Source organism: Verrucomicrobiota bacterium (genome assembly GCA_016200005.1).
Taxonomy (GTDB): Bacteria; Verrucomicrobiota; Verrucomicrobiia; order Limisphaerales; family PALSA-1396; genus PALSA-1396.
In genome coordinates, this window is sequence record JACQFP010000006.1 from 50,314 (window position 1) to 74,911 (window position 24,598).

The following is a 24,598-nucleotide window of genomic DNA, read 5'->3' on the forward strand; positions in this document are numbered from 1 at the left end:
GGCACGCGGCTTGGCTGCTGCCACCGATAGTTCACTTCAGTCCCGTCGTCCGCTCCTGTAACCAAGCCACATCCGAGTTGTTCGGGGAGGCATCGACCGTCACCCCAAGGTTCAACCCTGTGCGCATGGGCGGGTTGGTCCGTGGATCACGCCATTTGTGACTCTCGCCGTGGCCATCGGCAAAAGCAAGATTTCCCAAGCCGTTGTGGTAGCTTGCCGGAAAATTGATTAGGGCTGCTGCCGCTCCCTTGAGGTACATGAACACGGCAAAGTAGGCGTCATTGATGGAATCCGCACGCTCATCGACAAAGACAAAGGTCTGGCTGGGCGGGGGGGCCGTCATGTCAGAAGTGCGCCGGATGATCCTGAAAACCGGCGGCAGCGACAGGTGGCCATCGGGAGTTAGATAGCAATTGAGCCAGGAGTTCATTGACACCGAGCGGACCAGGGCGCTCCTGTTCGCTGGACAGCGCCAGATCCCGAGCATGTTGCCCAAATACGGCGCAAGAAGGCTTCCGGTCAGATAAAGTGTGTTGGTGTTATCCGTTCTGGCCGTCCAAAGATCCAGCCAACCTCGGACCCACGTGTTCGTGGCAAACAACTGATTCCCAGTATTGTTTGGATTCCCGTCGTTGTTTGGCGGTACTCGGTCGCTGTTGTCGCCGTTGTACATTATCCAGGCGAGACCGAACTGCTTGAGATTGTTCAGGCACTGCGTATTCTGGGCCTTCGCTTTCGCTCTGGCGAGGGCGGGCAGAAGCATCGCGGCCAGAATCGCGATGATAGCGATGACGACCAGGAGTTCGATCAGAGTGAAGGCGCTGCCGATGCCCTTCCCGGTCGAGGCTAAAAGTGCCTTCGGCGGCGCTGAACTTGGGTTCCGCGTGGTGCGCATGGCTGGGCGTGGTTACGTTTTAATTCTACTCGTTAGCGTTTCTTTTGCAAAGCCCGTTCACGGTTTAGGATGGGCGAGAAGCCAGTCGATGACTCGCGGCGCAAACTCCGATGAAACGCCGTTTGTGTAGAGGGTCGGGACATGGGCGCCAGGGTTCATCGTCCACAACTCGACGGCCCCGCCCGGCGGGGAGTTCGAATAGCGCGTGATGACCGTGTCCAGGCCAGGCGTATCCAGATCCAAATGCATTGAGGGTGTGGGATCAGTGACTGGGTCAGTGGCGTCGTTGTACCCGGCCCAGGCTCGGACAGTCTGTAGCGCGCCGGGATACGCGGGCATCACATGCACTGTGGCGCCGCCGGCGTAAAAAATGGTGTCATCACCGGTGCCGTGGATGTGGAGGATGTTAACCGGCTGGGAAGGTTGGCAGCGGCTAGGGTCCAGGAACGTCGTGCCAGCCAAGCTGGCGATACCAGCGACGATGTCCGCGAACTGGCAGGCCATCCTGTAGGCCATAAAGCCCCCGTTCGAATGCCCAATCAGATAGACCCGCTTTCGATCCACGGCAAACTGTCGCTCAATCTCTTGGATCAAACTGCGCAGGTAGCCCGCGTCATCGACGCCGCTGTTATAGAAATCGCCCAACGCGTCCGTGGCGTTCCAGAACTCGGTGCCAGAAGGGTCGGCGGTGCTCTCAGGGTAGCAGTACAAGAACCCCCTGGCTTCCGCCAAAGGCCGAAACTGCATGTACGCTTCAACCTGCACGCCGTTATAGCCATAGCCGTGCAGCAGGATTAAGAGAGGAACCGGCGTTTGACCGTCGTAGATGGAAGGAACATAGAGGTTCACCGGCCTGGGGCGTGTGACCCGGTAAAACGTCGTCGGGAGCGGAGACTGAACTGTGTACGGATTAGTGGCAGTCGTAAGCGTCTGCCATGGTCCCGTCGGGCCGTCCGCTCTCTGAAGCAGCCCACCGCCGGTCCAGGTAAGGGTATTTAAGCCGCCTACGCTTTGAATGGTCAGCGCCGTATCAAACGGGGGCGCAACGCTGAAATAAGCGCCCACAATTTTCACGGTGGTGGATGCGGTCCCCAATGTCGCTCCGCCTGTCGCGTTGCTCAGGGTCACTCTGAAGGTCTTCGGTCCGCCGGCGGCTCTGGGCTGGAGGAGAGGGACCGTGAGGGTCTTGACCGTTTCGTTCTGCTGGAACGCAATCGTGCCCGAGACAGCTTGGTAATCTATTCCCGCCACGGCGGTCAAATTGCTGGTGGCATAATCCACCGTGATCGGTCCCAAGGCGAGATCGTTGCCGCGCAAAATGGTCACACTAATGCCGCCCGCATTCCCCCACTCGTTCGTATATTGCGTTCTTTCAAAGCCCACCCCCGGATCGTTGTCCACAATGGCTACGGTGGCCGTGGTTCGCGACCCGAGCACGGCCCCACCAGTCGGGTTGCTCAACGTCACGCGAAAGTTCTTGTTCGGTTCCTTAACCTCGTCATTGAGGATCGGAACCGTCACCAGTTTGACCTTCTCTCCAGGTTCGAACGAGAGCGTGTTGGTGATGCCAGTGTAATCCAGCCCATTCGTCGCAGTCAGATCAGTCGTCGCGTAGTCAACGGTTGCGGTGGAGTTCGTATCGTCGGTGCCCCGCAGCACGCGGATTTGCACCGCGCCGGCATCTTCGGCGACGGAATAACTGGCGGACTCAAAAGCAAAGCCCTGGTCGTTATCCACAATCGTGACGGTGGTCGTCTTCTGGCTGCCGAGCGTGAGACCCACCGGATTGCTCAAGGTGACACGGAACGTCCGATTCGCCTGCCTGTTGGTGTTGTTGAGAATCGGGATGGAGACAAACCTCAACCGTTCTTGCGGCGCAATGGCGAGCGTGTTGGTTACGTCCGTGTAGTCCGTTCCGCTGGTCCCGGTCAGGTTTGACGTCGTGAAGTCCACCGCTACTGCATTGGTTCCATCGTCGCCGCGCACGACGCCGATGAGAACCGCCCCTGCGTCTTCAGCCACGGAGTAAGTGGCGAACTGCAATTGAATTCCCACGTCGTTATCGGTGATGGATACGGGGACGTTTGTGCGAGTACCGAGAATCGCTCCATTAGTAGGATTGCTCAAGATGACCCGGAAGTTCTTGGTAACCTCAACAAAGCCTTCGTCCAAGATCGGCACCACAATGGTCTGGTTGGTTTCGCCAGCACCGAAGGTCAACGTTCCTAAGACCGCCGTGTATTTGAATCCGTTGGTTGCCGTCCCATCGGTGGTGGCGTAATCCACGCCCACTTCCGTGTTGGTGTCGCCAGTGCGCTGGACGGTGAGGGTGACACTGCCCGCGCTCTCGGCCACGGTGTAGCTGCTTGCGGAAAATTGGAGACTAGGCTGGCTGAAGCCGTTGAACAGGGACGCGAGAAGAAGGCCGCAGAGCAGGAGTGTAGATTTTGTTTTCATAGCTGGTTTATGTGTTATCAAGCTATTCACGGAGGGAGCAGGCCCGATTTAACAAAGAAAGAAAGCTTTTCTGTCCGTGGTCAGTAGTTTGTAGTTCCTGATTTGTAACCTGTGGCTGAAGGCCGTCCTGCCGCAGTCCCGAACGAAACTGAAAATCGAGTTGGCGGACGACGCCAGACAAGGTATATGAGTTCTAACGAGTGACAAGATTATGACTATCGCCGAAAAGCTCAACACGTTGCCGCCGCGGTTGCGACGGGAGGCGGAGGACTTTATCGAGTTCCTAGCCCAAAAGCAGTTTGCACCCAAGCGAACGCACTTGCGGATGAAGTGGGCCGGGGCGCTGCGCGATCAGCAGGATCAGTTCACCGCCCTCGAGTTGCAGAAAAAATCGCTCGACTGGTGGGGAGACTGATGTACTTGGTGGACACGAACGTCTGGCTGGAATTGCTGCTGGAGCGCCAGCACGCCAATGACGTCCGTGAGTTTTTTAGAACCGTCGAAGCACGGCAGTTGGCCATTTCTGATTTCACAATCTACTCGATGGGCATCATCCTGACGCGGCTGGGAAAGCCGCAAACGTTCGATGATTTTCTCTCTGACACGCTCGAGGATTCGGGCGTGGCGGTGATGCGGCTGGAACCGGGTGAATTGCGCGAAGTGCTGGCAGTGCAGAAGCAGCATCGGCTGGACTTCGACGACGGCTACCAGTACGTGACCGCCGAGAAACACAGCTTCACGCTTGTCAGCTTCGACGGCGATTTTGACCGAACGAAACGAGGCCGGAAAACTCCGACAGACGTGTTGCAGGCGCTCAAGACTGCGGGAAGCTCGTAAGTCTGACTGCTACCACGACCGCCCTACACTTCCCATGCGGGGCGCTTTGGGGTAAACTGAAGTCATGCGAACATTGGCTGAAGACACCCATCCCGACGCGGAACGTGTGCTTATTGAATTGCTGCGCGGCGCCTCGCCCGCCCGCAAGATGGCCATGATGCTCGACGCCAACCGCACCGCGCGCACGCTCGCATTGACCGGCCTGCGGGAACGCCATCCGAACGACTCTCCGGCGCGGCTCCGGCGGCGTTTGGCAGACCTGTGGCTTGGCCCCGAACTCGCCGCCAGGGCCTACGGCCCATTGCCCAGCGATGAGTGAGGCTGATACAGAACTGCTGGCGGCGGTTGCCCGCGTCGTGGCCGCGTTCGAAGCGCTCGACGTGGATTATCTCGTAGGCGGCTCGGTCGCCAGCAGCTTTTTCGGCGAGCCGCGTCAGACGGTGGATGCCGATTTGGTGGCGCGGCTCCTTGGCCGACACGCTGAACCGCTGGTGGCGCGACTTTCCGGCGACTTCTACGCCGACCTCCCGGCCATCGTCACCGCCATCCAAACACAAGGCTGTTTCAATCTCATTCATCTGGAAACCATGACGAAGGTGGACGTCTTCGTTCACTGGCGCGACCCGTTCGGCCAATCCCAATTCGCCCGGCGACAAAAGAAGTCCGTGGGCCAGGCCGCGCCGCTGGAATTGTTCTTCGCGACGGCGGAAGACACCGTGCTGGCGAAACTCGATTGGTATCGCAAAGGCGGCGGCGTCTCGGATCGCCAATGGCGCGATCTGCTCGCGGTGCTCAAAGTCCAGGCTGGTGCGCTCGACCGGGCTTACCTCGTCCACTGGGCAGGCGAGCTGGGCGTCACGGACTTGCTTCGGCGTGCGTTGGACGAAGCTGGTTTGACTGAAAGCGGGATCGGCTAGGAAGGTGCAACGTGCATCTCATTCAATTTTGTTTGTTAGAACTCCACCGGCCTTCTCGTGTATAGCTTGTGCAGGCCCTTTCACTATCAGCACCGCCGCGTATGCCGGACAAATCGTTCGACCCAATTCCCACGCGCCACAGTCTGCTCAACCGGCTCAAGGATTGGGGCGACCAGACGAGTTGGCAGGATTTTTTCGATACGTACTGGCAATTGATTTACAACGTCGCGGTCAAGGCCGGGCTGTCGGACGCCGAGGCGCAGGAGGTGGTGCAGGAAACTGTCATCGCGGTGGCGCGGAAAATCGGGGAGTTCAAAGCCGACCCGGCGCATGGCTCCTTCAGCGCGTGGCTGATGCAATTGACGCGGTGGCGCATCGCGGATCAATGGCGGAAGCGTGCGCAGGCTGGAGTTCAAGCTTCAGCTTGTCCGCCGGGATTCGCAGCCCCAGGCACGCTCAAGTGTGAACTCCAACGGGACGACACCGGCTCGACCGCCGACATCGAGCGTATCCCGGACCCGGCGAGCAGGGCCCTCGACACGGTGTGGCAGGAGGAATGGGAAAGGCACTTGATGGCCGCAGCGTTGGAGCGGGTCAAGCAACAGGTCAGCCCGCGGCAGTTCCAGATGTTCGACCTGCATGTGCGGCAGAAGTTGTCGGTGCAGGAGACGGCGCGCACGTTGCAAGCGAGCATGGCGTCGGTGTATATGGCCAAACACCGCGTCGCACGGCTGGTGAAGAAAGAGGTTGATCGGCTAAAGACGAGTGAAGCGTAAGCGACACATTATTTTAGACTAGACGGTGCCACTTTTTCCGAAATCAAGTTCCGCTACGAAGCTCCCCTGCCCCTCTTGTCCTCGGAGGAAATGCCGCGAATTCATCAGCCCTGCTAACGACGGCGATTCCAGGTCCGATTGATTGCGAGTTCACGTCAACATCATCGTCTTCGGTTACACTCTCGGCATGGAAAAGGCTTTGTGAGACCGCATAATGAAAGAAAAGAATATGTTGCCATCAAAGCCAATCAATAGGGCGCACAATTTCAACGCAGCAATTCTGCTGTCCCTGTTCGGCGTTTTGCTGTCCGGTTGCTATACACCGCCGAAACAGACCGTTTACAACGGACCACGTTTTCAGGAGGAAGCGTATGTGAACGTGGTATTGCAGTTCATGACATGGGATTCCATTTTGATCACCCGGCCCGAAATCCGGGACAACGGTTTTCTCCAGCTCTATTCGCGCGACAACCTCTCACCAATGCTCACAGGTCCGCAAGTCGGTCACGAGATGGCCGTGGTAATGATCGGCTGGACGTATCAGGATGAACAACTGGCCCAGGTGGTCACCGATTGGAAAACTCTCCTGAACGGTTGTGGATTCAAGCGTGTGGTGTGTTTGCGGGCGGGTCCGGATAACAAGATTGACGGATTGCCGATTATCGACGACACCAGTCTGCCTGTTGACGCCACGAAAAAAACCGCCAGCCTCTGACCTAGCGGGACAACAACTCCCGCACCTGCCTGGTTCGCGTCCGCCCTTGGAGCGCATGTTGCGAATTCATCAGGCCATCCAGTCCGGCAGTCATCCCAACGCCTCCACGCTCGCGGGCGAACTCGAAGTCAGCACCAAATCCATTCATCGCGATCTGGAGTTCATGCGCGACCGTCTGGAGTTGCCGCTCGAATACGACCACGCGCGCAACGGTTATCGTTACACCGAGCCGGTCAGTTCCTTCCCCACCATTCAGATCACCGAAGGCGAATTGTTCGCGTTGCTGGTCGCGGAAAAAGCGCTTCAGCAATATCGCGGCACGAATTTTGAGAAGCCCCTCCTGAGCGCCTTCAAGAAAATGGCGGCGTCATTGCCGGACACCGTCTCGCTCAACCTCGCCGATTGGGAGCAAACCATTTCGTTCCGGATGCGCGCCGAGCCAATTTTGAATCTGGAAATCTTCGATGCCCTCGCCAAGGCCACCGCGCAGCGCAAACAACTGCAACTGACCTATCGCAAACCCGGCCAACAGCAGACCGAGCCGCGCATTGTCGATCCCTATCACCTCGCCAACATCAACGGTGAATGGTTTCTGTTTGCCTACTGCCACCTGCGCCGTGACATCCGCACCTTCGTGCCCGCGCGCATCCAGGCCGCCGAGCCGACTGGGAAAACGTTTGAACGGCCGAAGAAGTTTTCCTTGGAGAAACGGTTGAAGGACAGCTTCGGCGTCCATTCCGGTGAAGGTGAATATGAAGTGGTCATTCGTTTCAATGAACTTGTGGCCGAATACATTCGGGAAAAACGCTGGCATGATTCCCAGCACTTGCGCGAGTTGAAGGACGGTGGTGTGGAATTGCGCCTCAAGTTGTCGAGCCTCGTGGAGATCGAGCGTTGGGTGCTGAGCTGGGGCGGAGACGCCGTCGTGCTTAAACCGCCTGAACTGGTGGCTGCGATTCAGCAGGCTGCAAAAAACATTTTGCGAACCCAGTCACTTGGAAGCTGATGTCTTTTCGCTTTGCAGATAACCGAACAGGTCGCGCAGTTCCTGCGGCTTGAGTGTTTTCAACAGATTTTCGGGCATCAGGGAGACGGCCGATTCTTGAAGACTCTTGATTTTGTCCCGGTTGATCGTCGCCCGTTCGTTGTTGGCCATCAGGATCGTCACGCTGCTCGGCGACTGTTCGCCAATCAGTCCGGAGAAGAATCGCCCGTCGGTAGTCTCGACGTTGTAGCTCAAAAACTCTTTTCGGATGACCGCGCTGGGATCAACGATGCTGGCCAGCAGAAAACTCTGGTCCTTGCGATTGGCGTGCGTCAGGTCCGGGCCAATCTGTCCGCCTTCATCAAAGAGCCGATGACAAACGGCGCAGGTGTTCTTGAACACTTCGCGTCCTTTGATTGGATCGCCACTGCCGGCCCGCAGGTCATTATTTAGCCGCCGCATCTCCGCGAGTTTTTCTTCGGGTGTGCCGCTGCTGATGTTCCCCCAAAGTTTGCGCACCAGATCGTCCAATTGCCTGTCTTGATACAGCGAAATCTCCCGCAACTGCTCCACCGGCACCTCGCTCGCCGGACATTTGCCGCCATCCACTTCCTGAAGAAACGCCCTCGCCCAATCTTTGCGGCTCAAAAGTACTTCACGCGTCCGCGAGCGAAGCCGGCCATTCATCGCGGGGTATTGGCGCAACAGTTCAACCGAAATGTCTGACTGATCAAAACTTTGCAACGCCGCCAACGCCGCCAGCCTAACGCCTTCCGGTTCACTGCCCGCCACCAACTTCAAGAGCGCGGGAACGCAATCGGGCCGGCCCAATTCTCCCAGCAATTGAAGCGAGGCGGTGCGCGCCTCGACGGCGGCGTGCTTATCCACCGCCAGATTCAACGCGCGGGTCAAGGCGGATGGTTTCCCGAAGCTCGCCATTAACCGGATCAAAGTCAGGTCTGTAGTGTCGTCGCTCCACAAGGCGCTGAGTTGTTTCTCCAGCGATGCCGGAATTTTCTCAACACTTGAAGTCTTCGCGACCGGTTTGAGTTCGACCACGGCTTGGTTTTCGAAGAGGCCGCCTTGGTTGGGGCCGGTATCTCCGCTGGGCCGGTCGCGCAAACCCTGCTCCAGCGCGGCGAGCATCCGGCTGCGGTCTTTCGCCTCAGGAGCGGATTCCAGCAACTGCGCGCAAGCTGAATAACCCAGCTCCGTCCCTTCCGCCGCGTAACGTCGCATCAGCCGCTCCAGTATGACGTCGCGGATAATTGGCGTTTGCCAGGCTGAAGCTGTGCCAAATAATCTGAGAACCTGTTCGCGGTCCGCCATCGCATGGCGTTCCACCGCCCACCAAAGCAGGAGTGGGATGTAGGCATCCTGTGCGTCGAGGTTGCGCACTGCGAGTTGCTGCACGATGGGCAGGGCGACCTTCGCGGGCAATCGCTTGGCGGTGGCCGCGAGCTGGCTGCGCAGGTGGACGTCAGCGTCAGTCGCGGCGAGTTTGATCAACTGCAGTTCCATTTCCGGGACCGTCTTTCCTTCATCACCCAACCACCGGACCATCCATTCCCGCACATGGGCGTTGGGATGACTCAGCAGTCTTGTCACCAGGTTTTTGTTGACCCCGCCGCTGACGTAGAGTGCCCACAATGCTTCCAGCGTCAGATGTTCATCCTTGTTTTCAAAAACCATTTTCCGCAGCGCAGGAATCATCGTTCGATCGCGCCGGTCGGCGAGAATTCTTCGCGCCTTGCGAACGTACCAATCATTCTTGCTGCTCAACAGCGCGATCAGCTCTCTGCTGGTAAGTCTGGTGAGGTCGGGCACCGAAACCGGCTTCGTTCCTTTGGCTTCGATTTTGTAGATGCGCCCGTTGCTGCGATCCCAATCAGCGTCGGGATCAGGGTGAGCGGTGCGTTTGTCAAACCAATCGGCGACATACACCGCGCCATCCGGCCCCATGGTCACGTCGCTCGACGCAAACCAGTTGTCGTTGGCCACCAGCAACTCGCCGCCGTGGCTCGACTTGAACGTCGATCCCCACGGTTCCATGTTGTGCCATTGAACGCCATGACCGAGCAGATCGCCGACGATGTACTTGCCACGGAATTTCTCCGGGAACGAATCGCCTTGATAAATGATTCCGCCCACCGTGACATGGCCGCCCGTAAAATTGGCATGCGGCACATGGTCAAAATATCCGAAGGCAAACGGGTTGTGCAGCGCGCCGTGCTTGCCGAAGCTTTTCCAGTAGTACGCGCCTTGGACGCCGTGAAACATCCGGTAGCCACCGAAGTTCGTGCTGTAAATCAGATTGCCATCTTCGTCGAAGTCCAATCCCCAGGAGTTGCCGCCGCCCTCGCAAAATAATTCGAAGGTATGAGTGATGGGATGATAGCGCCAGACACCTTGTTGGAACTCAATGCCGCGAATCTTCGCGGTAACGGTGCTGCCCTGGCAACCGTAGAGCCAGCCGTCCGGACCCCACGTCAGCGAGTTGGCGACGGAGTGTGCGTCCTGCATCCCAAAACCTGTGAGCAGAACCTCCGGATCGGAGTCCGGCACGTCATCGCCATTTCGGTCGGGATAAAAAAGCAGATAGGGAACTTGCAGAACAAACACGCCGCCGTGACCGAATGCAATTCCCGTGGTAAGATTCAATCCGCTCACGAAGTCTTTCGCTTTTCGCGCGTGACCGTCGGCACCGAAGTCTTCCAAAATCGTGATGCGGTCGGCACCTTTTGGACCGCGCGGCGGCGGCTCCGGGACTTTGTCATAGACCGTCCGTGACCAGCGATCCACCTTCGCGCGTTGCAATCCCGCCGGGTTCGGATACTGAAGATACTGAATGACCCAGAGCCGACCGCGGTCATCAAACTCGATCGCGACCGGCTGTGCGATCATCGGTTCGCTGGCCACCAGCTTCACTTGAAAACCATCCGGCACGGTCATGTGTTGGGCCGCTTCACCGGGCGCGTAACCTTGCGCCAGCCCTGCCGCACACCAAAAGAGAATGGCAATGGTCGCCAACAGAAATGGTATTCCAGTGAAACCGCAGGATACAGCGCACTTGCGGAACACGGTTTTCCCTGCCCACGAACCGCGATGCTTTCCAAGTCGCCGGATACGCGCGGAGCGTTTGGAGTGCGGCGACTTGTCGCCGCTTTCGGAATGTGCCGACTCCAGNNNNTCCAGAGCGGGTGTGTCTTGCCCACACGCACCGTGCAACAGCGGCGACAAGTCGCCGCACTCCAAACGCTGACGCGCCCCCCCGCATTCCCTTCGGTTCAGGGGCGTCAGGCGCGTGCGAGGTTCGGGGAATTCTCTCCCACCTGCTCCATCGGTCGTCGAGCCCGCAGACTGCCCTGTAATGCGCTGATGGTCGTTCACTGGATTTCCCTATTCATCACGCCGAATGCTCAGCGGCACGCCAAACAACTCCGCAATCGTCAGTTGAAATCCCGGCAGGAGATTTTCACTAAGCATTTCGCGCCCGGCAAGAATTTGTTTCAACGCCATGCCGTAAGGACTGCCATGATAAACTTCCACGTTGTCATAGCGCGGATCAATCATCCACAAGCGCGGCAAATTCAAGTCCTCGTAAATCTGCTTCTTGACGACCGTGTCGGTGCGATGATCGTCTGAACTGACGATCTCCGCCACCAGCCAGACTTTGCCGGTGGCTTTCGTCACCAAAGTCAAATCCGGCCGCACGATGGTGCCAGGCGAAAGTTGCACCACGGAACGCGAAGCCAGCAAGCGTGTTGTCGTTACGCGAACGAGGCTGCCAGCCACATGCTGATGAAGACGGTCGCAAATCTCCTCATGCCGCGCGCCCGGCGGATGACGCAAGAACGTTTCGCCCTCTACCGTTTCTTCGTATCGCTCGCTCATTTGCCGGAAAGAAGTTTGTTCAAAAACTGTCCCGTGTGCGAGTGTTTGTTTCGCGCGATTTGCTCCGGCGTCCCTTCAGCCACGATCCGTCCCCCGCCATCGCCCCCCTCCGGACCAAGGTCGATCACCCAATCGGCCTCGGCAATCAAATCCAGATTGTGTTCGATCACGATGACCGAGTGTCCGGCATCGACGAGCCGCTGCAAAACCTCGACGAGTCGTTTCACGTCTGCCATGTGCAGGCCGATGGTCGGTTCTTCAAGGAGGAATAGATTTGAGGAGCGTGATGCGTGATGCGTGTTGCGTGAACCCAACTGATCTGGTGCAGGACGCAAACCGGAAAGAAGATGTGATACGAGCTTCACTCGCTGCGCCTCGCCGCCGCTGAGCGTGGGACTCGTCTGGCCGAGCTTCAAGTAACCAAGACCCGTGTCGGCCAGCGCCTGCAAGGAACGCTTGATCTTCGGGATGCCAGCGAAGAATTCGCGCGCCTCTTCAACGGACAGATCCAGAACCTGCGCGATATTCTTCCCGCCGTATTCAATGTCCAGTGTCTCGCGGTTGAAGCGCGTGCCGTTGCATGTCTCACAGCGGACAAAGGCCGGCGGCAGAAAATTCATTTCCAGTTTGATCTGGCCGGCCCCTTCACATTCCGGACAACGCCCTTGCGCACTGTTGAAGGAGAAACGGCTCGCGGAATAGCCGCGCATCCGTGACTCCGGCAGTTGCGCGAACAACGCGCGGATGTCGTCAAAGAATCCCACGTAGGTCGCCGGAATTGAGCGCGGCGTGCGGCCGATCGGCGATTGGTCCACTTCATAGACCGCCTTGAGAGGTTCGTGACCAGTGAGACGTGAGGCGTGAAACGTGAGGCGTGAATTCTTCAGTGCGTCAGTGAGCGCAGGCAATAAACATTCCCGCACCAGCGTGCTCTTGCCCGAGCCGCTCACGCCCGTCACGAGCACGAGCCGACCTAGAGGAAACTTCACCGTAAGATTTTTCAAATTGTTCGCTGAAGCGTGTTGCAGTGTGAGTGTCCCCTTTTCTCCCTTTCCCCTTTTCTCCCTTTCAATTCTTCGCCGCTCTCCTCGACTCGGAAATTTCCTCTCTTCCCGCAAACACTGCCCCGTGATCGACTCCGGATGCTTCGCCAGTTCACCAAGCGTCCCCACCGCCACGACTTCGCCGCCATGCGCGCCGGCACCCGGACCGAGATCCACGATGACATCGGCGCGCCGCATCGTTTCCTCATCGTGCTCGACGACGATGACGGAGTTGCCGCGTGCCTTGAGTTTCTGCAATGCTCCGAGCAGACGTTCATTGTCGCGCGCGTGCAGGCCGATGGTCGGTTCGTCGAGGATGTAAAGCACACCGCTTAGATTCGAGCCAAGTTGAGCCGCCAGCCGGATGCGCTGACTCTCGCCACCCGAAAGCGTGGGCACGCCACGACCGAGTTGAAGGTAGCCGAGCCCGACTTCGTTCAGGAACTTCAATCGCTCGCGAATCTCCGGCAGAATGTCGCGCGCAATCTCCGCCGCGCGTCCGGTAAACTTGAGTTTGTGGAAATACGAGAACGCTGTTTCGACCGATAAACGCGAAACATCTTCAATGGTCATCGACCGCGAGACTTTCCCCGCACCCGGCCTGACGGCCACCCTCTCCCCATCCGATGGGGAGAAGGACGGGGTGAGGGGACGGTTCAAAGAGGGAACTCCGAGAAGCCGCACCGCCCGCGCCACGGGATTGAGCCGCGCTCCGTTGCACTCGGAACAAGTCTCGCGCTCGCCTTCCTGCCATTCATACCACGACTCAGCGATGTCGTCTTCGCGCGCGCCGCGGTCCACATCTTCGGGCATGTAAAATAATTCGCCGAAGCCGCGACACTTGGGACACCAACCCGCCGCGGAGTTGTAACTGAAATTCTTTGGATCAAGCGGCTCGAAGGAATGTGCGCATTTCGGACAGACTCGCTCAGTCGAGTGGACGGTGACTAGACCGTGATCGTCAAGGCCCAGCAACGTGCCATTGCCGAGCTTGAGCGTTTCATCAACCAATTCTTGTAGCCGCGTCTCGTAAGAGCGCGGCTGACTTTTTCTGGAAGTATTGGCGGCGCTCTGCCGAGACGCCGCTACGACTCCGACAACAATCTCCACATTGTGCTCGCGGAAGCGATCCAGCCGCAAGCGCTCACTGGTCGGATACATCTTTCCATCGGCACGAACCTCCTTGTAACCGTGTTTGGCCGCCCATTCGGCAACGTCCGTGTGAAATCCCTTGCGGCCTTTCACCACCGGCGCGAGCAGCAGCAGGTCTCCTCGCTTCTTCAATTCGACCGACAATCGCCGGCCAACTTCGTCTCGCGTCTGGGTTGCGACAGGCAATTGGCAATCCGGGCAATGCTGCACACCGAGCCGCGCAAAGAGCAGTCGGATGAAATGATAAACCTCCGTGACTGTGGCGACCGTGCTCTTGCCGCCGCCGCGCGTGCCTCGTTGTTCGATGCTGACGGTCGGCGGAATCCCGGTGATCAAATCCACGTCGGGCCGCGACATCTGCTCCACGAACTGCCGCGCATACACGTTCATGGAATCGAGAAAACGTCGTTGCCCTTCGGCGAAAAGGAGGTCGAACGCCAGCGTGCTCTTGCCCGAACCGCTGACTCCCGTTATGACGACAAATAAATTGCGCGGAATGGTGAGCGAAAGATTTTTCAGATTATGCTCGCGCGCGCCGTGGATGGCAATGGCGTTACCGCTGGCGGATTGAATGTCGGTTTCGACGAACACGAACCATTCTTAACATTGGAAAGACGATTCGCAAAAAGTCTTTTCAATTTCGACGGTTGGGCGCAACCAAACGCCCACACCAGCCCCGGAGGGGCGAAATATTTATAGTTACGAATCCCAAATTCCCAAAGCTCCGTAGGAGCGACATCATCACGGTTATGTCGCCCCTATGTTGCAGGAGCCGTACAAGGCAGAAAGCTAGTGCAAGACCTAAATGCGGCAGCCGAGCAAGAGATCGCGGTTCAACTTCTCAATGATATTTACGGTTTTGTCGAGGCTGAGCAGAAATAATGGAGTCTGCGGCGCGTGTGGGCTTCTAACGCTATGGAAAAAATTAAAATCGCAACATTCATAAATAATACTGAATCACCAGTCATTTATTGGCCGGTTGTTCCACGGATCGGTGAAAGCGTCGAAGCGGACGATAACGAGGAGTACAAAATCGTAGACGTTGTTCACATGTTTCGTCGGAAAAATGACGTGATACGGATTGTTTTAGAAACGAAGAAATAGTCCGCTTCATGCGTCTCGTAGGCGAGTTCCTGCCTTACAGCAGATGGGATGCTGATTTCACCGTAACGCCGCCTCAAAAAGTCGAGGCGACCGATGATGGCCAGATTGGAAACGGGCGATGTGTCACTGACGACGCGCATGGGCGAGGTCTTCCATCGCTTCGGTCATTCCATATTGGCGAGGGATGCTCCGCTCCGCCAGTTGCACGCCGAAGGCGTATTGGTCCAAGCCCGCCATGCGCGCACCTTGAGCGAGGGAGAGCCAGCCTTTTGCATAGAAGCGACAAGCCAGTTCGATCTGCATGTGGCGCTCACGCTCGCCCGGCCCGAAAGGCAGACTGGCGAGCGCCTCTTCGTCGAGGTTGAGGGTGATGCTCATGTAGGACTTGTCGCCTGCACGGATGAACTCGTTAAGCCGGATGTGCGCAGCGGCACAACTTGAAGCCTGCACCATAGGTTGGGCGTGTCACTGCAACAGGCGAGCATCTTCCCAAGTTTGATTGTCACAATATTTCCCGCAACGCCTTTCCGGTGTGGCTCGCCCGGCACGCGACAACTTGTTCGGGCGTGCCGCAAGCAACGATTTTCCCGCCCTGGTCGCCGGCGTCCGGGCCGAGGTCAATGACCCAATCGGCGGACTTGATCACGTCGAGGTTGTGTTCAATGACGACCAGCGAGTGGCCCGCATTGACGAGGCGTTGAAAGACCTGGAGCAACACCCGCACGTCATCGAAGTGCAACCCGGTGGTGGGTTCGTCGAACAAGAACAACGTAGCAGCCGACGTTAGTCGGCTCTGATCAACTTCGGATTCCGGATTTCGGATTTCGGATTTTGAAATGAGCCGACTTACGTCGGCTGCTACTGGAGAAGAAGTCGCCTCCGCCAAATGCCGCACGAGTTTGAGCCGCTGGCTTTCGCCGCCGGAAAGGGTGTTGATGGGTTGGCCCAGTCTCAGATAACCGAGACCGACTTCCTGCAGTAGCTTCAGGCTTTCCTGCGCGCGTTTGGCGGGCCGCGACTCCGCGAAGCCGGAAAGAAAGTCGATGACTTCATCCACCGTGGCGTCGAGAAGATCGGCGATGCTCCAAGAAGAAGATGAGAGTTGAGGGTTGAGAGTTGAGAGTTGTTTTCTTCGCGAGCGGTTACTCCCGCTTTCGTCTTTCGACCGTTGGCGCTCGACTTTGACTTCGAGAATGTGGGAGCGATAGCGGCGGCCATTGCAATCCGGGCAGCGGATGAATACGTCGCTCAAGAACTGCATCTCGATCTTCTCAAACCCCGCACCGCGACAGCGTTCACACTGGCCGACGCTGGAATTGAAGCTGAACGCGCTGGCGTTGAAACCGCGTTGCCGGGCGACATCCGATTGGGCGAAGACTTCGCGAATGTCGTCGAACGCACCAATATAAACGGCAGGATTCGAGCGCGGCGTTTTGCCCAGAATGGATTGGTCCACCATCACGACCCGGCTCAAGTGTTCTGCGCCCGTGATACGTGATACGTGATGAGTGTTGCGTGTTGCGTCGTCCTCGCTTGCCGCGCCAGAGCCGGGCGAAGGCAGATCTTCGATCCGGTCGGAGGCTTTGACCGTCGCCGATTTCACACTTGGGATTTGGGATTTAAGACTCTCCTGAAGCGCAGGGAAAAGAACTTCGCGGATGAGGGTGCTCTTGCCCGAACCGCTCACGCCTGTGACGCACACGAAGCGGTTGAGCGGAATTTCCACCGAAAGGTTTTGGAGGTTGTGGCGCGTGGCGTTGGTTATCGTTAAGGTAGCAGCCGACGTTAGTCGGCTCTGAACACGTTTGGGTTTTGAAGTGAGCCGACTGACGTCGGCTGCTACAGGGCGTCTTGGTGGAATCTCAATCTGCTTTCGCCTGCTCAAATATTTGCCGGTAAGCGAGTTTTTTGATTTCAGGATTTCCTTGTACGAGCCTTGGAAAACCACTTCGCCGCCCGTCGCGCCGTGACCCGGGCCGAGGTCAACGATCTGGTCGGCCGCGCGCATCACACTGGCTTCGTGTTCGACGACGACGACGGTGTTGCCGGTGTCGCGGAGTTTTTCGAGGATGCGCACGAGGCGGTCGGTGTCGCGCGGATGCAGCCCGACGCTCGGCTCGTCGAGGACAAAGAGGGTGTTGACCAACCGCGTGCCGAGGCAGGTGGTGAGGTTGACGCGCTCGGTTTCGCCGCCGCTCAAGGTTCGCGTCGGACGATCCAGCGTGAGATAGCCGAGGCCGACTTCGTTGAGGTAGGCGAGGCGGGCGCGAACTTCGTTCAGCGCGTGAAAGATTGGGTCGGTTGGTAAAGATCGTGATGCGTGACGCGTGAGGCGTGATTTCGTCAATTCGTCAATCAACGCCTGCGCGTCCCGAATCGGCAGCGCGTAGAAGTCGGCGAGAGTCAATCGTCTAGTCTGATTAGTTTCAGGAGCGCCCCTCACCCCATCCCTCTCCCCATCCGATGGGGAGAGGGTGTCCGCAGGACGGATGAGGGGTTTGGATAGGTTTCCGCAGCGGTCTTGCCCTCTGGCCATCGAAAGAAGATACAGCAACGCGTCTGGTTTCAGCCGTGCTCCGTCGCAGTCCGGGCATTTCGTGTAGGCGCGATACCGCGAGAGCAGCACGCGAACGTGCATCTTGTAGGACTTGGTTTCGAGCCAGCGGAAATAGCCCTTCACGCCGTACCATAAGCGCGGCCAGCGATGATCATCGTCAATGCCGTAATCCTTGTCACCTTCCACAACCCAGTGTTGGTGTTCGGCGGAAAGTTTATTGAACGGAACGTCCATCGACACGCGGCGAATTCTACAGAACTTCTTCAAATCACTTTGACACTCCGCGCCCGTGCCGCTGCGCCAAGGCTTGACCGCGCCTTGCGCCAACGTGAGTGAGCGATCAGGAATCGCGAGGTCGTAGTCGATGCTGATGATGCGGCCAAATCCTTTGCACGCCGGGCACGCGCCGAGCGGATGATTGAAGCTGAACAGGGCGGGAGAAGGTTCGGCGTATTCGATGTCGCAACTCGCGCAGTGGAGGCGGTTGCTGAAGAGTTGAGGGTTGAGAGTTGAGGGTTGAGAGTTTTCCAAAATGCGAATTGCCAGCTTGCCTTTGCCGAAATGGTAGGCTTGCTCACAGGCTTCGACGAAGCGAGCGCGCGCCGGGGGCGAGAGCTTGAGGCGGTCTTGAATGATGGTGAGCGAGGCAACCCGTGAGGCGTGAGGCGTGATGCGTGAGAGCGCTTCGTCGAGGCGGACAACTTCGTCGTTGAGCAAGAGGCGTTGGTAGCCTTGTTTGGAGACCAGGGCGAGCGATTCGTCGAGGGAAAGTTTTTCGGAGAGCGGCAAATCGAAGGTGATGAGGACTTCCTTGCCTACGTAGCCGCCGACGTGAGGAGGCGGACTTTTGCTGATTGTCGCGCCTGATACATTCCGCCTCGTTACCTCGGCGGCTACGAGTTTTTTCCAGATTTGTTGGGGTGAATCTTTCGTTACTGGCTGGCCACAGGCGCGGCAATGGAGTTGCGCGATGTGCGTCCAGAGAATTTTCATGTGGTCACAGATCTCCGTCATCGTGCCGATGGTCGAACGCGTAGTGCGGACGGCGTTGCGCTGTTCAATGGCGATGGCGGGCGGGATGCCGTCGATGCGGTCCACCTGCGGCTTGTCCATGCGATCGAAAAATTGCCGGGCATAAGGCGAGAAGGTTTCAATGTAGCGCCGCTGGCCTTCGGCGTAGAGGGTGTCGAATGCGAGCGAGCTTTTGCCCGAACCGCTCAAGCCCGTGACAGCAATCAGACGACCCAATGGCAGATCGAGGTCAAAGTTTTTGAGATTGTTGTGCCGGACACCGCGCAGACGGATGACCGACGACGAGTTTGATTCAGACATCGCGCGTCAAAAATAAAGCAGGAGATAACGATGTCAAACGCCGGGCTACTTCGTTTCGCTTTCGCCCAGGACCGAGGCGGCTGCGTCCTTGCCGTAAAGACCGCGATTGCTCTGATTAAACTCGAATTTCAAATCGACTTCCAGGTCTTGCAACGTGATGAGTTTCCAGTGTGTCGGGAGAAATGTCGTCTTGCCGGCGCGTTCCGTCTTTTTGAGTTCGTAGGCGAGCAACAAATGAAACGCGTCGCGCGTGACCTTCGGATGGGTGGACGGCGAGTAGTAGAAGGAACGCTGCGTGGTGTTGGCGGTCGCAGCGTTATAAGTCTTCAACTCCAGATAGCACGGCACGTCGCCAAGGATTTCGATGTCGGGATACCCGGTCGCCTGCGCCTCGCCTGTGGTAGTGAGCGGGATGCGGGCCGACAAACCCGCTTCTTGCAGGGCGGCGCGAACGAGCGGTTCGATGTGGTTGCCGGCTTCATTGGCACGAGCGGCGGCAAGGCCATTGGTGCCGGCGCGTTCACCGGCCAAGGCGGCGGCCTGGAGGATTTTCTTTCGCAAGGCGACGTGCGCGGCGTTATTCGTGTCGAATTCGAGAATGCGATGTTGCGTGGTGGCGAGAATGACGTCTTTGAACGGGAGTCTCTTTGCGGGTTTGGTGAGTTCGGCAATGGCGGCAACGGATGATGAGTTGGTGGCGTCGGCTGCCGACATTTTCACTAACGAGACCAGCAGGAGGATGGACAGCAAAACGAGTTGGAGTTCAGCCTTCAGGCTGTTCGGCGACCGGGACACGCTAAAGCGTGAACTCCAACCCCTGCCGCATCGTAACTTCAGGTTCACGGTTTGCGGAACAGCACGATGCGATTGGTGTTCGTGCCCTTTGCCATATTGTCCACGCCCCAGCAGTTGGCGGTCTTCGTAAACTCCTGGTCGTTGATGACCACGAGCACAGGTACAAGTCCGACGGCAACACCGCACGGCAGGACGTGTTCTTCCAGTTTTGTCTTGCCACCGTGAACTTCGCCGACCTCAAACGCGACATGGCCGCCGGGCTTCAAGACGCGGTGGAGTTCGCGGAACACTCCGGTCACCGCCTCCCGCCAGGCGTCGAGCCTCTTGGGGACGGTTAGTTGCACAGACTTGGGATCAATGCCGAGAAACCAGCAACGCAGCCAGTTGTCGTCGGCATATTGCACGACATCGAGAAATGGCGGTGACGTGACGACGAGTAACACTGAGTCATCGGGCAATTCGCGGGTGGCATTCGCGGGCGAGTTCAAAAATCTGGCGTGATCTGCGACGCCGGCGAGCGTGGCGCGGACTTCGGGTGTGCAGTCGCGCAGCAATTGCCTGGACTTTTTCAAAATGAGTTTCGCCACGTCGCGGCGTGGCGGGGTTTGCTTTCGCTTTTCATTGATCCTACGCTGCGAGACGACCGAAACCGCCTGGTTCGGCGGCAACGTGTAAACGGAAAAGAATCCGGGCGAGTGGCCGGTGAGCCGGTTGAGCGCGACCATGCAGAACCAGTCGTCAACGGGGTCGAGGAGCGCGGGCTTTAGCCCGCTCCGCCAAGGTCGCGTGGCCCTGCTCGCTTTCTCCGCGACCGTTGAAATCTCGGATGTTGAAGCGGCGTTAACGCCGCGCTCCGCAGCGCGACGAGCAAGGAAGTATTTCTTCAACGCGCAAATCTCCCGCAGCGTGTCGGGGTGATAGAACACCAACAAGTCTTCCGGCAGTTCAGCGTGGTCGGACATGTCAATTGCACTCAAGCGCGTGGCGATTTCATCGACCGTTGGCGGGCGCAGACGCGGGCGGGCGAATGCGAAGCTCAATGGATTGATATCATTGCCCCAGGGAACGCGACCGAGAAGCGCGGCTTCGAGCGGCGTTGTGCCGCGTCCCATGAACGGATCGTAAACGATGTCGCCCGGTTGAGTCAGCCGCTCGATAAAGAACCGCGGGAGTTGGGGTTTGAAGCAAGCGCGGTAGGAGATTTCGTGCAGCGAACTGGCCTGGCGTTGTTTGGCGGTCCAGTATTCGTTGACGAAGGTGAGCACTTCGCGCGATTCGCCGTCGTTGGTTTTGAACGAGGTCTCGATAGTGCGGGTGGCCTCCCCAAATTCATGGAAGGCGGCCAACTCCTCGCTCAACGGCGGTCTGCGCGTGCGAACGGAGGGCGCAGACGGTTGACCAAAAAGTGGCAGTTCCAAGACTTCGGGTGACATCGTCAAGTTCGTTAGAGGTAGCACAGCATCAATTGAATCCGGCGGCAAGGAGAGAGATTATATTTGGCTTGGTGTCGATGCTTTTTGGGCGACCAAAAATGTAAAAACAGGGCTTGCCAAGCGCAAAAGCCCTGCATACGCTCTGCACTCCTTTTTGGGAAACATCGTTGATGATGGGCGGAAAATCGTGTGGCCGCCGCCGCCACAACAAACAACATTTTTATGGCAGTTAAAATTCGCATGAAGCGGGTCGGAACGAAGAACACCCCGGCTTTCCGCATTGTCGTGGCCGATGGCCGCAGCCCGCGCGATGGCAAGTTCATCGAGGAAATCGGCACCTATCAACCGCGGAAGAAAGGCGAGAACTTTGCGCTGAATCTGGAGCGGGCCAAATATTGGCTCAGCAAAGGGGCACAGCCCAGTGATACCGTGGCCAGCTTCATCAAGAAAGCGAGCAAGGCCGCCGTGGTGCCGGCTTAAGAGGTTGGTTCGCCTTATGCAAGCGTTCCTCGAATACGTCGTCAAAGGTTTGGTGAACCACGCCGACGCGGTGACGGTGACGCCGGTGGAACGCCAGGGGATGACGATTTATGAATTGCGCCTGCACCCAGAGGACGTCGGCAAGGTGATCGGACGGCAAGGCATGACGATCAACGCGATTCGCTCGCTGTTGCTGGCCGGCAGTGCGAAGAAAGGGCTGCGCTGCACGTTGGAGATTGTGGAAGACAGCCCGAAGGGTTGAGCGCGCGTTGGAGTTCAAGCTTCAGCTTGTCAGCGCCCGCTCATACGCTCCGGAGCGGAACAAGCTAAAGCTTGAACTCCAACAGAAGATGAAGATCGATGTGCTCACTTTGTTTCCCGCGATGTTCGCGGGGCCGCTGGATGAAAGCATCGTCAAACGGGCGCGGGACGCGGGTCGGCTGGATTTGGCAGTCCACAATTTGCGGGACTACACCCATGACCGGCACAAGACGGTGGATGACAAACCGTTTGGCGGCGGGCCGGGAATGTTGTTGAAGCCCGAACCGATCTTTGAAGCAGTGGAAAGTTTGAAGCGTGAAAAGACGCGCGTGATATTACACTCGCCGGCCGGCCGGAAGTTCGATCAAGCCGTTGCCCGCGAACTGGCGCAGCAGGAACATCTGTTGCTGATATGCGGCAGCTATGAGGGATTTGATGAACGGGTGCGTGAACATCTGGCGGATGATGAATTGTCCATCGGCGATTACGTACTGACGAACGGCGCGCTGCCGGCGATGGTGATCATCGACGCGGTGACGCGGCTGCTGCCTGGTGTGCTGGGCGATGATGAAAGTTCGGCGGATGAATCGTTCAGCCACGGCTGGCTGGAATATCCGCAGTACACGCGGCCGGCGGAATTTCGCGGGATGAAAGTGCCGGACGTATTGCTCTCTGGTAATCATGCGGAGATTGAGAAGTGGCGGCGCGAACAGGCAAAGCAACGGACGAAAGAACGAAGACCGGATTTGATGAAGTGATGCGTGAAACGTGAAACGGAATTAAGGAACAGATTTCTTTTCACGTTTTACGTTTCACGTTTCAGAAAAACTTTATGAACCAGGCATTACTTGATAAAATTGAATCGGAACAGTTTCGCAAAAACCCGGTTGACTTCGGGGTCGGCGATTCGGTGCGCGTACATACCAAAGTTGTCGAAGGCGACAAGGAGCGAATCCAGATTTTCGCCGGTGTCGTAATTGGCCGTCGCGGTCGGGGGATGAACTCCACATTCACCGTCCGGCGCATCAGCTACGGCGAAGGCGTCGAGAGAATTTTCCCGGTGCATTCGCCGCGCGTGGACAAGGTGGAAGTGGAACGCAAAGGCTCGGTGCGCCGCGCCAAGCTGACCTACTTGCGCAAGCGACTGGGCAAAGGTGCGACATTGGTGAAGGAAAAGGAAGGGCGCGGGGAAAGTGCCGGAGCGAGCGCAGAAAAGAATTGATTCAGGCTGGAGCGTTGACCAACCAGGCCGCCACCTCGGCCGGCGTAACGGCTGTTTCTTCGCGGGTCTTTAGATCCCGAATCTTCGCCACCATGCGACCGTCCGGATCGCGTGCAAGTCTGACCAGGCGCAGAGCTTTCAATTCCTGGGCGCGCTTGAATTGCTTGTCCGGATTAGCGGGCGTCAGCGAATAATCCACGGCGAATCCGGCGGCCCGCAGGTCTTGCACCAGTTTCAGCGATTCAGGCCGGAGGTTCTCATCCTCGATTGTAACAAAAGCGCCCAGGGCCGCGTGAAACTCCGGCAACAGCTTGCGAGCGTGCAGCAATTCCAGCAGAACTACGTCGCCCATGCCGAATCCCAACGCAGGCAGATTGACTTTGCCGCCGCTGATGACCTTGACGAGATTGTCGTAACGACCACCACCGGCGATGGCGCGGAAATCGCCCTGAACATCGAACGCCTCAAAAACGACACCGGTGTAGTAGGCCAGGCCGCGAATGACGTGATAATCCACTTTGACAAAGTCACGCAGTCCACGCGCCGTGAGATTGTTCATGATGGCATCGAGTTCCACGGTCGGTTTGCCGGACTTGATGAACGCGTTCACTTCGTCGATGGAGACGCCAAGGGCCGCCAGCTTGGTGGTGGATTGCGCCGGGTCTTCGCGGTCCAGTTTGTCGATGAGCTGGTAGAATCCGTAAGCTTTGGATTCGTCTTTGCAACGTTCGTTGAAGAATTGCTGCCACGCATTGCGGCTGCTGAGGCGAATCACAAAATCCTTCGGGGTCAGCCCACAGGAACGAAGCGTATCAATCAGCAGGGCGATGAGTTCGGCGTCGGCTGCCGGGTCGCTCTCTCCGACGATGTCGGCATTAAACTGGAAATGTTCGCGCAACCGGCCTTTCTGCTGGCGCTCGTAGCGGAAGAGTTGCGGGATGGCGAACCACTTGATGGGTTTCTTGTAGCTCCGCTCATGGGCGGCGACCATGCGCGCCAGGGTGGGTGTCATTTCCGGGCGCAGTGCCACGTTGCGTCCTCCCTTGTCGCTGAAGTTGTAGAGCTGGCCGACGATTTCATCGCCGCTCTTGGTGGTGAAAAGTTCCAGCGGCTCCAGCGGCGGGCCGTCGTATTCGCGAAAGCCGTAGCGCCGCGCGGTCGCGCGCCACTTTTCAAAAACATATTGGCGGGCGTCCGCGCTCCAGAGGTCGGGGTGCGGGAGCGGTTCGGGATAAAAATCGCGAAAGCCGGGTAAGCGTTCCATAGCCACGAGCCGATGGTAAAAGGCAATGGCCGGAAGTTGAAAGGCAAAATCAACGCTTCTCCAAAATCATTTGGAATTGCGAACTCGCTCAGCCAGCCAGAGCGCGCTGCGGTTGTTGGGAAGGCGAGCCGCCGGTTAATGGGTTATTGCGGCGGCGGCGGGATCTTGAGGACGGCTTCCCGCATTTCCTTGCCAGGTTTGAATTTCACGACCGCACGGCGCGGAATGGGAACATCGGTTTCCGGCGCGTTCGGGTTGCGACCGACGCGAGCCTTGCGGATCTTGACCTCAAACACCCCGAAGTTGCGCAACTCCACCTTCTGCCCCGTGGTCGCGGCTTCGGCGATGTAATCGAGTGTCTTCTGGACCACGTCCAGCACCTGTTGCTGCACCAATCCAGTTTCATTGCTGATGCGTACTACCAAGTCGCGCTTTGTCAGGCTCATACAGGTTTCGGGGTTAAATGTTAATCTCTGGGT

23 protein-coding genes are annotated in these 24,598 nt (G+C 57.9%); 11 read left to right on the forward strand and 12 right to left on the reverse strand.

Annotated features, from left to right (window positions below):
- Positions 1-31 precede the first annotated feature (31 nt).
- Both HY298_01585 and HY298_01590 read right to left on the reverse strand, forming a co-directional pair.
- Positions 32-895: a DUF1559 domain-containing protein gene (locus HY298_01585; protein MBI3848970.1), complete on the reverse strand. Its 864-nt coding sequence runs from the start codon at positions 893-895 to the stop codon at positions 32-34.
- A 57-nt stretch (positions 896-952) separates the two neighbouring features.
- On the reverse strand, positions 953-3,352 hold the full coding sequence (locus tag HY298_01590) for an alpha/beta fold hydrolase (GenBank protein ID MBI3848971.1): 2,400 nt from the start codon (positions 3,350-3,352) through the stop codon (positions 953-955).
- A 211-nt stretch (positions 3,353-3,563) separates the two neighbouring features.
- Between HY298_01590 and HY298_01595 the strand changes: the two genes are divergently transcribed.
- From HY298_01595 to HY298_01625, 7 genes are all read left to right on the forward strand, one after another.
- Positions 3,564-3,767 carry a DUF2281 domain-containing protein gene (locus HY298_01595; protein MBI3848972.1) on the forward strand — a complete coding sequence of 68 codons (204 nt, stop codon included), beginning with the start codon at positions 3,564-3,566 and terminating at the stop codon, positions 3,765-3,767.
- Positions 3,767-4,189, forward strand: a complete 423-nt coding sequence (locus HY298_01600; GenBank protein MBI3848973.1) for a type II toxin-antitoxin system VapC family toxin — start codon at positions 3,767-3,769, stop codon at positions 4,187-4,189. Before HY298_01595 ends, HY298_01600 begins: the two co-directional genes overlap by 1 nt.
- A 64-nt stretch (positions 4,190-4,253) precedes the next feature.
- On the forward strand, positions 4,254-4,508 hold the full coding sequence (locus tag HY298_01605; GenBank protein ID MBI3848974.1) for a hypothetical protein: 255 nt from the start codon (positions 4,254-4,256) through the stop codon (positions 4,506-4,508).
- Entirely contained in the window at positions 4,501-5,106 is a 606-nt protein-coding gene (locus tag HY298_01610) for a hypothetical protein (protein MBI3848975.1), read from the forward strand. Before HY298_01605 ends, HY298_01610 begins: the two co-directional genes overlap by 8 nt.
- A gap of 101 nt (positions 5,107-5,207) precedes the next feature.
- Positions 5,208-5,882: a sigma-70 family RNA polymerase sigma factor gene (locus HY298_01615; protein ID MBI3848976.1), complete on the forward strand. Its 675-nt coding sequence runs from the start codon at positions 5,208-5,210 to the stop codon at positions 5,880-5,882.
- A 214-nt stretch (positions 5,883-6,096) separates the two neighbouring features.
- Positions 6,097-6,597 (forward strand): hypothetical protein, encoded by a 501-nt coding sequence (locus tag HY298_01620; protein ID MBI3848977.1) that lies wholly within the window; start codon positions 6,097-6,099, stop codon positions 6,595-6,597.
- 55 nt (positions 6,598-6,652) lie between these two features.
- The gene (locus HY298_01625; protein MBI3848978.1) at positions 6,653-7,603 is read left to right on the forward strand and encodes a WYL domain-containing protein; all 951 of its coding nucleotides are present in this window, start codon (positions 6,653-6,655) and stop codon (positions 7,601-7,603) included.
- On the opposite strand, the gene HY298_01630 is transcribed toward HY298_01625, so the two are convergent.
- The 8 genes from HY298_01630 to HY298_01665 form a co-directional block, all read right to left on the reverse strand.
- Positions 7,589-10,612, reverse strand: a complete 3,024-nt coding sequence (locus tag HY298_01630) for a c-type cytochrome (GenBank protein MBI3848979.1) — start codon at positions 10,610-10,612, stop codon at positions 7,589-7,591. The genes HY298_01625 and HY298_01630 overlap by 15 nt on opposite strands.
- 369 nt (positions 10,613-10,981) lie before the next feature.
- Positions 10,982-11,476, reverse strand: coding sequence for a Uma2 family endonuclease (locus HY298_01635; GenBank protein ID MBI3848980.1), 495 nt, complete (start codon positions 11,474-11,476; stop codon positions 10,982-10,984).
- A complete protein-coding gene (locus HY298_01640) occupies positions 11,473-14,244 on the reverse strand; it encodes an excinuclease ABC subunit A (protein MBI3848981.1) in 2,772 nt (923 codons plus the stop codon). Before HY298_01640 ends, HY298_01635 begins: the two co-directional genes overlap by 4 nt.
- A 473-nt stretch (positions 14,245-14,717) precedes the next feature.
- Positions 14,718-14,915: a hypothetical protein gene (locus tag HY298_01645; protein ID MBI3848982.1), complete on the reverse strand. Its 198-nt coding sequence runs from the start codon at positions 14,913-14,915 to the stop codon at positions 14,718-14,720.
- The gene (locus HY298_01650) at positions 14,899-15,153 is read right to left on the reverse strand and encodes a UPF0175 family protein (GenBank protein ID MBI3848983.1); all 255 of its coding nucleotides are present in this window, start codon (positions 15,151-15,153) and stop codon (positions 14,899-14,901) included. Before HY298_01650 ends, HY298_01645 begins: the two co-directional genes overlap by 17 nt.
- Before the next feature lie 124 nt (positions 15,154-15,277).
- Positions 15,278-18,664: an excinuclease ABC subunit UvrA gene (locus tag HY298_01655; GenBank protein ID MBI3848984.1), complete on the reverse strand. Its 3,387-nt coding sequence runs from the start codon at positions 18,662-18,664 to the stop codon at positions 15,278-15,280.
- A 45-nt stretch (positions 18,665-18,709) separates the two neighbouring features.
- The gene (locus tag HY298_01660; protein MBI3848985.1) at positions 18,710-19,507 is read right to left on the reverse strand and encodes a hypothetical protein; all 798 of its coding nucleotides are present in this window, start codon (positions 19,505-19,507) and stop codon (positions 18,710-18,712) included.
- Positions 19,504-20,892, reverse strand: coding sequence for a site-specific DNA-methyltransferase (locus HY298_01665; protein ID MBI3848986.1), 1,389 nt, complete (start codon positions 20,890-20,892; stop codon positions 19,504-19,506). Before HY298_01665 ends, HY298_01660 begins: the two co-directional genes overlap by 4 nt.
- A gap of 222 nt (positions 20,893-21,114) precedes the next feature.
- Here HY298_01665 and rpsP point away from each other — a divergent pair, with 222 nt between their 5' ends.
- The 4 genes from rpsP (at position 21,115) to rplS (ending at position 22,855) form a co-directional block, all read left to right on the forward strand.
- The gene (gene rpsP / locus HY298_01670) at positions 21,115-21,372 is read left to right on the forward strand and encodes a 30S ribosomal protein S16 (protein ID MBI3848987.1); all 258 of its coding nucleotides are present in this window, start codon (positions 21,115-21,117) and stop codon (positions 21,370-21,372) included.
- 16 nt (positions 21,373-21,388) lie between these two features.
- On the forward strand, positions 21,389-21,634 hold the full coding sequence (locus HY298_01675; protein MBI3848988.1) for a KH domain-containing protein: 246 nt from the start codon (positions 21,389-21,391) through the stop codon (positions 21,632-21,634).
- Between the two features lie 88 nt (positions 21,635-21,722).
- Complete coding sequence (gene trmD / locus HY298_01680; protein ID MBI3848989.1) at positions 21,723-22,391, forward strand: tRNA (guanosine(37)-N1)-methyltransferase TrmD; 669 nt, start codon at positions 21,723-21,725, stop codon at positions 22,389-22,391.
- A 74-nt stretch (positions 22,392-22,465) separates the two neighbouring features.
- Complete coding sequence (rplS, locus tag HY298_01685; GenBank protein MBI3848990.1) at positions 22,466-22,855, forward strand: 50S ribosomal protein L19; 390 nt, start codon at positions 22,466-22,468, stop codon at positions 22,853-22,855.
- A 1-nt stretch (position 22,856) separates the two neighbouring features.
- Here rplS and hisS read toward each other — a convergent pair whose 3' ends face one another.
- Entirely contained in the window at positions 22,857-24,119 is a 1,263-nt protein-coding gene (gene hisS, locus HY298_01690) for a histidine--tRNA ligase (protein ID MBI3848991.1), read from the reverse strand.
- A 143-nt stretch (positions 24,120-24,262) separates the two neighbouring features.
- Complete coding sequence (locus tag HY298_01695; GenBank protein ID MBI3848992.1) at positions 24,263-24,565, reverse strand: integration host factor subunit beta; 303 nt, start codon at positions 24,563-24,565, stop codon at positions 24,263-24,265.
- Positions 24,566-24,598: the final 33 nt, after the last annotated feature.

Bases quoted from the DNA above. Each gene is read 5' to 3' on its own strand.
- HY298_01585 (MBI3848970.1), bottom strand. From the start codon at position 895: ATGCGCACCACGCGGAACCCAAGTTCAGCGCCGCCGAAGGCACTTTTA.
- HY298_01590 (MBI3848971.1), bottom strand. From the start codon at position 3,352: ATGAAAACAAAATCTACACTCCTGCTCTGCGGCCTTCTTCTCGCGTCC.
- HY298_01595 (MBI3848972.1), top strand. From the start codon at position 3,564: ATGACTATCGCCGAAAAGCTCAACACGTTGCCGCCGCGGTTGCGACGG.
- HY298_01600 (MBI3848973.1), top strand. From the start codon at position 3,767: ATGTACTTGGTGGACACGAACGTCTGGCTGGAATTGCTGCTGGAGCGC.
- HY298_01605 (MBI3848974.1), top strand. From the start codon at position 4,254: ATGCGAACATTGGCTGAAGACACCCATCCCGACGCGGAACGTGTGCTT.
- HY298_01610 (MBI3848975.1), top strand. From the start codon at position 4,501: ATGAGTGAGGCTGATACAGAACTGCTGGCGGCGGTTGCCCGCGTCGTG.
- HY298_01615 (MBI3848976.1), top strand. From the start codon at position 5,208: ATGCCGGACAAATCGTTCGACCCAATTCCCACGCGCCACAGTCTGCTC.
- HY298_01620 (MBI3848977.1), top strand. From the start codon at position 6,097: ATGAAAGAAAAGAATATGTTGCCATCAAAGCCAATCAATAGGGCGCAC.
- HY298_01625 (MBI3848978.1), top strand. From the start codon at position 6,653: ATGTTGCGAATTCATCAGGCCATCCAGTCCGGCAGTCATCCCAACGCC.
- HY298_01635 (MBI3848980.1), bottom strand. From the start codon at position 11,476: ATGAGCGAGCGATACGAAGAAACGGTAGAGGGCGAAACGTTCTTGCGT.
- HY298_01645 (MBI3848982.1), bottom strand. From the start codon at position 14,915: ATGCGCGTCGTCAGTGACACATCGCCCGTTTCCAATCTGGCCATCATC.
- HY298_01650 (MBI3848983.1), bottom strand. From the start codon at position 15,153: ATGAGCATCACCCTCAACCTCGACGAAGAGGCGCTCGCCAGTCTGCCT.
- HY298_01655 (MBI3848984.1), bottom strand. From the start codon at position 18,664: ATGTCTGAATCAAACTCGTCGTCGGTCATCCGTCTGCGCGGTGTCCGG.
- HY298_01665 (MBI3848986.1), bottom strand. From the start codon at position 20,892: ATGTCACCCGAAGTCTTGGAACTGCCACTTTTTGGTCAACCGTCTGCG.
- rpsP (MBI3848987.1), top strand. From the start codon at position 21,115: ATGGCAGTTAAAATTCGCATGAAGCGGGTCGGAACGAAGAACACCCCG.
- HY298_01675 (MBI3848988.1), top strand. From the start codon at position 21,389: ATGCAAGCGTTCCTCGAATACGTCGTCAAAGGTTTGGTGAACCACGCC.
- trmD (MBI3848989.1), top strand. From the start codon at position 21,723: ATGAAGATCGATGTGCTCACTTTGTTTCCCGCGATGTTCGCGGGGCCG.
- rplS (MBI3848990.1), top strand. From the start codon at position 22,466: ATGAACCAGGCATTACTTGATAAAATTGAATCGGAACAGTTTCGCAAA.
- hisS (MBI3848991.1), bottom strand. From the start codon at position 24,119: ATGGAACGCTTACCCGGCTTTCGCGATTTTTATCCCGAACCGCTCCCG.
- HY298_01695 (MBI3848992.1), bottom strand. From the start codon at position 24,565: ATGAGCCTGACAAAGCGCGACTTGGTAGTACGCATCAGCAATGAAACT.